Origin of the sequence: Caulobacter sp., assembly GCF_035254145.1 — a bacterium.
In the GTDB taxonomy this organism is placed as follows: Bacteria; Pseudomonadota; Alphaproteobacteria; order Caulobacterales; family Caulobacteraceae; genus Caulobacter.
In genome coordinates this window covers 1-8357 of the sequence record NZ_DATFAV010000276.1, presented here as the reverse complement: position 1 = coordinate 8357, position 8357 = coordinate 1, and the positions used below count along the sequence as shown (strand labels likewise).

11 protein-coding genes are annotated in these 8357 nt (G+C 67.3%); 8 read left to right on the top strand and 3 right to left on the bottom strand.

The features are described from left to right. The first annotated feature begins 195 nt into the window (after nucleotides 1-195). Nucleotides 196-648 (top strand): hypothetical protein, encoded by a 453-nt coding sequence (locus VJ655_RS16860; protein ID WP_324113082.1) that lies wholly within the window; start codon nucleotides 196-198, stop codon nucleotides 646-648. Beyond that, complete coding sequence (locus VJ655_RS16855) at nucleotides 641-847, top strand: helix-turn-helix transcriptional regulator (RefSeq protein WP_324113080.1); 207 nt, start codon at nucleotides 641-643, stop codon at nucleotides 845-847. The genes VJ655_RS16860 and VJ655_RS16855 overlap by 8 nt, the downstream gene beginning before the upstream one ends. Nucleotides 848-918: 71 nt before the next feature. On the opposite strand, the gene VJ655_RS16850 is transcribed toward VJ655_RS16855, so the two are convergent. Together VJ655_RS16850 and VJ655_RS16845 are read right to left on the bottom strand one after the other, a co-directional pair. Further along, nucleotides 919-2121, bottom strand: coding sequence for a pyridoxal phosphate-dependent aminotransferase (locus tag VJ655_RS16850; protein WP_324113078.1), 1203 nt, complete (start codon nucleotides 2119-2121; stop codon nucleotides 919-921). Between the two features lie 134 nt (nucleotides 2122-2255). Further along, nucleotides 2256-2795: an NADPH-dependent FMN reductase gene (locus VJ655_RS16845; protein WP_324113076.1), complete on the bottom strand. Its 540-nt coding sequence runs from the start codon at nucleotides 2793-2795 to the stop codon at nucleotides 2256-2258. Nucleotides 2796-2902: 107 nt separating this feature from the next. Between VJ655_RS16845 and VJ655_RS16840 the strand changes: the two genes are divergently transcribed. The 3 genes from VJ655_RS16840 to VJ655_RS16830 all read left to right on the top strand — a co-directional run bounded on the left by VJ655_RS16840 (nucleotide 2903) and on the right by VJ655_RS16830 (nucleotide 5597). Next, nucleotides 2903-3643 carry a TVP38/TMEM64 family protein gene (locus tag VJ655_RS16840; RefSeq protein WP_324113073.1) on the top strand — a complete coding sequence of 247 codons (741 nt, stop codon included), beginning with the start codon at nucleotides 2903-2905 and terminating at the stop codon, nucleotides 3641-3643. 216 nt (nucleotides 3644-3859) lie between these two features. Beyond that, on the top strand, nucleotides 3860-3916 hold the full coding sequence (locus tag VJ655_RS16835; protein WP_127847010.1) for a hypothetical protein: 57 nt from the start codon (nucleotides 3860-3862) through the stop codon (nucleotides 3914-3916). An 85-nt stretch (nucleotides 3917-4001) separates the two neighbouring features. Next, nucleotides 4002-5597: a 2-isopropylmalate synthase gene (locus VJ655_RS16830; RefSeq protein WP_324113072.1), complete on the top strand. Its 1596-nt coding sequence runs from the start codon at nucleotides 4002-4004 to the stop codon at nucleotides 5595-5597. Here VJ655_RS16830 and VJ655_RS16825 read toward each other — a convergent pair. After that, a complete protein-coding gene (locus VJ655_RS16825; protein WP_324113070.1) occupies nucleotides 5594-6067 on the bottom strand; it encodes a hypothetical protein in 474 nt (157 codons plus the stop codon). The genes VJ655_RS16830 and VJ655_RS16825 overlap by 4 nt on opposite strands. Before the next feature lie 130 nt (nucleotides 6068-6197). On the opposite strand from VJ655_RS16825, the gene VJ655_RS16820 reads away from it, so the two are divergent. The 3 genes from VJ655_RS16820 to VJ655_RS16810 form a co-directional block, all read left to right on the top strand. After that, on the top strand, nucleotides 6198-6773 hold the full coding sequence (locus tag VJ655_RS16820; RefSeq protein ID WP_324113068.1) for an O-methyltransferase: 576 nt from the start codon (nucleotides 6198-6200) through the stop codon (nucleotides 6771-6773). 3 nt (nucleotides 6774-6776) lie between these two features. After that, entirely contained in the window at nucleotides 6777-7655 is an 879-nt protein-coding gene (locus VJ655_RS16815; protein ID WP_324113066.1) for a DMT family transporter, read from the top strand. Between the two features lie 348 nt (nucleotides 7656-8003). Next, a partial coding sequence (locus tag VJ655_RS16810; RefSeq protein ID WP_324113064.1) for a rod shape-determining protein occupies nucleotides 8004-8357 on the top strand: 354 nt, incomplete at its 3' end.

Below are 8357 nucleotides of genomic sequence, written 5' to 3'. Positions count from 1 at the left end.
GAGCGCGTTAGGTTTAAATGTGAGCGGTTAAACCACTCGAACGCGCCCTAAGTATATGAATTTAGGGGCTATTTATCTGGTTTAGATGATTTCATCTAAACCAGACAGGCTCTAAGGCCACCATTCCCGCTTGCGTCAATGTAACCCTTGGGTTACTTGTAACCTTCAAGTTACACGAGGGCGGGGAGATGCGCCATGAAGCCCATGGGTAAAGTCGAAAAGGCCGAGAGGCTGTCGAAGGCGCGAGCCAGGATCTTCGCGGTGTTGGCCGTGCTCTTCCTGGCCTTGCAGTCGGCCTATATTTCCAATGGCGCGCTCGAGGGAGCCGGGCGGGTCAGTCACCTCAAGATCGGCGCCTGGGCGGTGAACGCGATCGTGCTGCTGGCCCTGCTGGCCACGGGCGGCGGGCTGGTGCGAGGCCGCGACGTGCGCGACCTGCTCAATGACGAGACGACGCAGGACCATCGTCGCCGGGCCTTGAACTGGGGCTACTGGACGATGGCGGTGGTCGCCTTCGGTCTCTACGGCGTCAGCCTGTTCGAGACCGTCACCACCCGCGAGGCGCTGCACATGGTGATCACCCTGGGCGTGGCCGTCCCGCTGCTGGTGTTCTCGTTTCTGGAGCGGCGCGCTTATCGGGATGCATGAACGGCTGAACAACCGCCTGCGCGAGTTGCGCACCGCTCGAGGGCTGACCCAGGCCGAGCTGGCCGAACGGGCCGGGGTTTCGCGCAAGACGATCAATACGGTCGAGAACGGCGTCTTCGTGCCCTCGACGATCCTGGCGCTGATGCTGGCCAAGGTGCTGGACGCGCGGGTCGAGGACCTGTTCCAGCTGCCTGAATAGGGCGCCTGGCGCGAAAAAGGGGACCGGCGCGAACCGGTCCCCTTCGACATTCCACCCCCTAGGGGAGAGTCCTATTTCACGCTGGCGCAGAAGCGCTGGATGCGCGAGCAGGCGTCTTCCAGCACGTCCGTGCCGGTGGCGTAGCTGATGCGGAAGAACGGCGAGAGCCCGAACGCCGCGCCGTGCACGACGGCCACGCCCTCCGACTCCAGCAGTTCGGTCGCGAAGTCCTCGTCGCTGGAAATGACCTTGCCCGAGGGCGCGGTCTTGCCGATCAGGCCGGCGCACGAGGGATAGACGTAGAAGGCGCCTTCCGGCGTCGGGCAGTGCAGGCCGGTAGCCTGGTTCAGCATCGACACCACCAGGTCGCGGCGCTCCTGGAACAGCTTGGCGTTCGGCTTGATGAAGTCCTGCGGACCGTTCAGCGCCTCGACGGCCGCCCACTGCGAGATCGAGCAGGGGTTGGAGGTCGTCTGGCTGATCATCTTGCCCATGGCCTTGATCAGCGCCTCGGGACCCGCGGCGTAGCCGATGCGCCAGCCGGTCATCGAATAGCCCTTCGAGACGCCGTTCATCGTCAGGGTGCGGTCATAGAGCTTGGGCTCGACCTGGGCGATGGTGGTGAACTCGAAGTCGTCGAACACCAGGTGCTCGTACATGTCGTCGGTCAGCACCCAGACCTGCGGGTGCTTGAGCAGCACGTCGGCGATCGCCTGCAGCTCGGCGCGGGTATAGGCGCCGCCCGACGGGTTGGAGGGGCTGTTGATGATCAGCCACTTGGTCTTCGGCGTGATCGCCGCTTCCAGGGCCTTCGGGGTGATCTTGAAGCCGCTTTCGGCGGTGGTCTCGACCGAGACGGGCGTCCCGCCGGCCAGCAGCACCATGTCGGGGTACGAGACCCAGTACGGCGCGGGGATGATCACCTCGTCGCCCGGGTTCAGGGTGGCGACCAGGGCGTTGTAGATCACCGGCTTGCCGCCCGGGGCGACGTGGACCTGGCTCGGCTTGTACTCCAGGCCGTTCTCGCGCTTGAACTTGGCGCAGATGGCGGCCTTCAGTTCGGGCATGCCGTCCGGGTCGGTGTACTTGGTCTTGCCGGCCTTGATGGCCTCGATGGCCGCGTTCTTGATATTGTCCGGCGTGTCGAAGTCAGGCTCGCCCGCGGAAAGGGCGATCACGTCACGACCGGCGGCTTTCAGCGCGCGCGCCTTGGCGCTGATGGCGATGGTGGCCGACGGTGCGATGCGCCGCAGGGCGGCGGACTCGAGCGACATGTTCAGGACTCCCCTGGAAAGACCGGTTCAGGATTGCGGCGGTCTTTACGCCCGCGCTTGCCGAGGCGCAACGCGGGAGGCGGTGGTTTCGGCCGCTTTCGGTGAAGCTTGACGAGGCGGCGTGGGATCGGCGCTCAGCGCCGGGCCCGGACGATCTCGACATAGCTGGCCAGGTGTCGGGCGATCGCCTGGCGGGTGCGCTCGTCGGTCAGGACGCCGTTCTCGATCTTGGTGTGAGCCTGGCCGACCAGGATGTCGCTCAACGGGGCCAGGTCGCAGCCGGTCCGCTTGAGATTGAGGCGCAGGGCGTCCTGGGCGCGCACCGTGCCGGTGATCCCCGGGCTGGCGCCGATGGCGCAGGCGATCTTTCCGTCGAGCGGCGCGGGCTTGCCGCGCGAGGCCCAGTCGATGGCGTTCTTCAGCACGGCCGTGAGACCGCCATTATATTCCGGGCAGGCGATCAGCAGGGCCTCGGCGTCGCGCACCGCGGCCTTCCAGGCGGCGACGGGCGGCGGATCGCCCTGTTCCTCGACGTCCTGGTTGAAGAACGGCAGGTCGCCCAGGGGATGGATCTCCAGGCTGACGCCCTCGGGGGCGAGCTCGGCGGCGGCGCGGAGCAGGGCGGTGTTGTAGGAGGCGGCGCGCAGGCTGCCGGAGACGGCGAGAATCTTCATGTCGACCAGGCTAGAGCGGCGAGGCCGGGATGTCTTGCGCGCTGGGCTCCAAAGGTCGCGCTTCGGTGACGCTTGACCCGACGCGAACCATGGGCGAGGCAGGGCGCGTGATACGCCGCCTCATCGACTTCGTGACCAATATGGACGCCCGGGCCTGGCGCACGGTGGCGGTGTCATTCGTGCTGTTTGGCGGGGTGGGTCTGGTCTTCCTGTTCGGGGCCCAGCTCCTGGGCGTCAACGGCGAGACGGCGGTCGAGCATTGGCTGGGCGCGGCCAGCGGGCCGTGGGCCCTGCCGATGGCGGTGGCGGCCTTCGCCGTCATGGCGTTCCTGGGCGTGCCGCAGTTCGTGCTGATCGCCGCGGCGGTGGTGGCGTTCGGGCCGTGGACCGGCTTCGCCTATAGCTGGATCGGCACCCTGGTCTCGTCCTTGGTCGGCTTCTGGCTGGGCCGGGCCTATGGCGCGCGGATCCTGCGCGACTTCGCCGGCGAGGGCGTCAACAAGTTCATGCGGATGATCGGCAAGAACGGTTTCACGGCCAGCCTGATCGTGCGCCTGGTGCCGTCGGCGCCGTTCATCGTGGTCAACATGGCCGCGGGCGTGACCCCGATGCGCCTGCGCGACTTCACCGCCGGTACGGCGATCGGGATCATCCCCAAGATCGCCCTGACCGCCTTCGCCGGCAATTCGATCGTCCAGGCGATGAAGGGGGGCGGTAAGCAGCACATCGTCATGATCGTGCTGGCCATCGTCATCTGGCTGGCCATGGGCCTGGCCAGCCGCGCCTGGCTCAAGCGGCGCGAGGCGGTTGCGGACGAGCCGACGCAGCGTCCTTCAGGCCCGGCGTGATCGCGCCGCAATCCTGAGCGAACGGCTGGGGTTTTGGGAAAATCGTATGGCCCGCGCCATGCTTGCGGCCCGGTTCATCGGTCGGAGGCCCGGTTTTGAGGTCCTTCCGGCCGAGTCTTCGCTCTTTCGCGGAAGATAATTGCCCTGAGTGCGGCGGATTGCGCCGCGGGCGCAAATTGCTTGCTCGATTCAGGGCGTCTGTGTAGAAACTCGGTCATGACTGTCGCGCGCGACCTGCTTTCGCTTCGGCTTATTAGCCCCTGGGCGCTCTAGGGGCCGCGCATCGTCGTGGCCGGGCGCACAGGGGATGATTGACCCGCAGCCCGCACGCCACACACCCCTTTCGACGAGTACTTCCATGACCTCCGATATTTCTGGCGTATCGCCTGTTATTGGCAGCGCTTCCGACAAGCGCGACAACGTCGTCATTTTCGACACCACCATGCGCGACGGCGAGCAGTCGCCCGGCGCCTCGATGTCGCTGGAAGAGAAGCTGGAGCTGGCCAAGATCCTCGAGGAGATGGGGGTCGACATCATCGAGGCTGGCTTCCCGATCGCCTCGAACGGCGACTTCGAGGCCGTCCGCGAAGTCGCCAAGATCGTCAAGAACTCGACAGTCGCCGGTCTGTGCCGCGCCCATCAGGTCGACATCGACCGCTGCGCCGAGGCCCTGAAGCCGACCGAGCGCGGCCGCATCCACGTGGTGATCGCCACCTCCGACCTGCACATGAAGCACAAGCTGCAGATGGAGCCGGACCAGGTGATCGACGTGATCGCCCGCTCGGTGACCCACGCCCGCAACCTGCGCGACGACGTCGAATGGTCGGCCGAGGACGCCACCCGCAGCGACCGCCAGTTCCTGCGCCGCGCGGTCGAGACCGCCATCAAGGCCGGCGCCACGACGATCAACCTGCCCGACACCGTCGGCTACACCTATCCGTCGGAATACGCCGACCTGTTCAAGTGGATGGTCGAGAACGTCGAGGGCGCCGACAAGGCGGTCTTCTCGACCCACTGCCACAACGACCTGGGCCTGGCCGTGGCCAACAGCCTGGCCGGCGTGCAGGGCGGGGCCCGCCAGGTGGAATGCGCCATCAACGGCCTGGGCGAGCGCGCCGGCAACGCCGCGCTGGAAGAGATCGTCATGGCCCTGAAGGTGCGCGGCGACCGCCTGCCGTTCCGCACGGGCATCGACACCACCCACATCACCCGCGCCAGCCGCTACGTCTCGGCCATCACCGGCTTCCCGGTGCAGTACAACAAGGCCATCGTCGGCAAGAACGCCTTCGCGCACGAGAGCGGCATCCACCAGGACGGCATGCTCAAGAACCGCGAGACCTACGAGATCATGACGCCGGAGTCGGTGGGCCAGGCCCCGTCGAGCCTGGTCATGGGCAAGCACTCGGGCAGCCACGCCTTCCGCGCCAAGCTGAAGGACCTGGGCTATGAGCTGGGCGAGAACGCGCTGAAGGAAGCCTTCGGCCGCTTCAAGGACCTGGCCGACCGCAAGAAGCACGTCTACGACGACGACATCATCGCCCTGGTCGATGACGCCCTGGCGCGCGGCTCGGAGAAGATCCGCGTTTCGCGCCTGCGCGTGGTGGCCGGCACCGACGGCCAGTCGGCCGAGCTGACCCTGGACGTCGACGGCGTGTCGAGCACCGCCGAAGCGACCGGCGACGGTCCGGTCGACGCGGTGTTCAACGCCATCCACAAGATCGTTCCGCACAGCGCCGCCCTGCGTCTGTTCCAGGTGCACGCGGTGACCGAGGGCACCGACGCCCAGGCCCAGGTCTCGGTGCGCCTGGAAGAGGACGGCCGCATCGCCACCGGCGCGGCCGCCGACACCGACACGCTCACGGCCTCGGCCAAGGCGTACGTCAACGCGCTGAACAACCTCTTCGCCCGCAAGGAAAAGAGCCGACCCGAGGCGGCGATCGCCAGCGGGTTCTAAGCCGCCTTTCGGTCGCTGAACGGCCGCGTCGCCAGGATCTCGGCTCCCAGGTGCGCCTGGGGCTGAACGTCCAGGCCCAGCTCCCGCAAGCTGTCGGCGAGCGCCCTGCGGGGCGTCTCGTCCAGCAGGGCGCTCGCGTCCACGACCAGCGTCCCGCCGGGCCGCAGCATCGTATAGGTCGCGGCGATGGCGGCGCGCGCGTCGGGCAGGGTGGGGCAGTCCAGCACCAGCAGCACGTCGCTGCGCTCGTCGGCCGCCCCACAGGTGGCCCTGCGCGCCGCCTCGACGCGCTGATAGCCGCGCCGCCACAGCTGGCACATGGCCTCGCCCGCCCCAGGGCCGGCGACGGCCACGAAGCACAGCGGCGTGGCCTGGGCGAGGTCCAGCATGCGGTCCAGGGCGGGATTGATCCCCTCGGTGGGCACGCCCAGCAGGAACTGAGCCGCTTGCCTGAGCAGGTGGGGCGACATGGTCGGTAAGCCTTCTTCTGACGCGGCCCGTCACGCGGCGAGCCCGCGTCCAGCTTCTGCGCCCAAGGTCCACAAGGGCTCCATTCGGAAACAGGCCCTTCCGCGTAAGGGCCGCGTAAGGAACACCGTGATGTTCGGCGACAATGAACAGGTCGCGCCGGCCGCCTGGGCGGCGATCCAGGCGCGTACGATCGCGCTCGGTTTTGACATGCCTTCCGAGGCCAATACCGGCTCGCTTCTGCGTCTCCTGGCCGCCTCCAAGCCCGGCGGGCGGATGCTGGAACTTGGCACGGGAACGGGCCTAGCCACGGCTTGGCTGCTGGACGGTCTGAGCGCCGCCGCCAGCCTGGTCAGCGTCGATGTCGATCCGGTCGTCCAGGATGTGGCGCGCGAAGCTTTGAAAGATGACCGCCTGCGCTTCGTCCTGGCCGATGGCCTGGACTATGTGATGGCTCAGCCGCCAGGATCGTTCGACCTGATCTTCGCCGACGCCTGGCCTGGCAAGTACGAAGCTCTGGACCATACCTTGGCTTTGCTGAAACGGGGCGGATTGTACGTGATCGACGACATGCTGCCCCAGCCGAACTGGCCCGAGGGGCATCAGACGCGCGTCGACGCGCTGGTGTCTGACCTGCGGGCGCGCCCTGACCTGACGATGGTAAGCATGGGCTGGGCGTCGGGCCTGATCGTCGCGGCGAAGGGGTAGGGCGTGATCTGGATTCCCATCACCGTCGGCGCGGCCGCGCTGCAGGTGGCGCGTAACGCGGCTCAGCGCTCGATCATGGGCGGGGCGGGGCCCTGGGGGGCGACCCTGGTTCGGTTCCTGTTCGGCCTGCCGTTCGCCACGGTCTTCGCCGCGGCGGCTTGGCTCCTGACCCCCGGGGCCAGCGCCCATCCGAGCGCGGCCTTCTGGCTCGCCTGCGTGGCGGGCGCGGGGCTGCAGATCGCGGCGACGGCGGCCTTGCTGACGGCCATGCACCGCTCGACCTTCGCCCTGGGCACCGCCATGCAGCAGAGCGGACTGCCGTTCGCCCTGGTCTGGGGCGCGCTGTTCTTTGGCGACCATATCGGCCCGATGACCTGGGCTGGCGGGCTGATCGCCAGCGTGGGACTGGCCGCCCTGACCTGGCCGCGCGGCGAGGTGGTGATGCGCAAGGGCGCGACCCTGGCCGGTCTGGGGTCCGGCGCGATCTTCGCCTTGAGCGCCAATTGCTTCCGCCAGGCCAGCCTAGCCTTCGATCCCGCCCACGCCGCCGCCTCGGCCCTGGTGACGGTGATGGTGGTCCAGGCGATCCAGACGGTGGGCCTGACCGCCTATCTGGCGTGGCGCAATCCCGAATCCTTGAGGGCCGTGATCGCCGCCTGGCGGCAGTCTCTGGGCGCGGGCTTCTGCGGCGCGGCCGCCTCGGGCCTGTGGTTCACGGCCATGGCGCTGTCGCCAGTGGGGCCGGTGAGAGCGGTCGGCGTGGTCGAGATGCCCATCGCCGCGCTCGCCGGACGTCGTCTGTTCAAGGAGCGTCTGACCCTCTTCCAACTGGGCGCCGGCGCGATAACGGCGGTCGGCGTGGTAATGGCGGCGCTGGGCTAGATTTCGCCATGATCGAGTGGTTGGACGACTTGACCGCAAAACCCGTGAAAGGCGCGCTGAATAGACCTTGAAATCAACGCTTTCGCAGGGCAAACGGGCTGTCGTCGATGCGTTTTGACGGTCAGGGCGACGGCGCGGCCAGGAGGCTGCGCTCCCGTCCAGCGATCATACGCGCCGACTGGGTGGAAATCCCACTAAATGCGGGAATCATGTTGTCCTCGCATTGATATGAAGTAGGAGCCGTTTCTCTCCGCCGCCTCGCACTCCGGATCTCCGGGGCGGAACAGGCCGGCTCCTTCGAACTGACGTCCGTCTACGCCCCTCCTACCCCCTCAGTCAGGGCCTTCAATGTTCTCTTCCCTCTTCGGCGTGATCTCGAACGACATCGCCATCGACCTCGGAACGGCCAACACCCTCATCTACATGAAGGGCAAGGGGATCGTTCTGAACGAACCGTCGGTGGTCGCCCTGCGTAACGTCGGCGGGCGCAAGATCGTCCACGCCGTGGGCATAGAGGCCAAGCAGATGCTGGGCCGCACGCCCGGCCACATGGAAGCCATCCGCCCGATGCGGGACGGCGTCATCGCCGACTTCGAAGTCGCCGAGGAGATGATCAAGTACTTCATCCGCAAGGTTCACAACCGCAAGGGCTTCGTGAACCCCAAGGTGATCGTGTGCGTGCCGTCGGGCGCCACCGCCGTG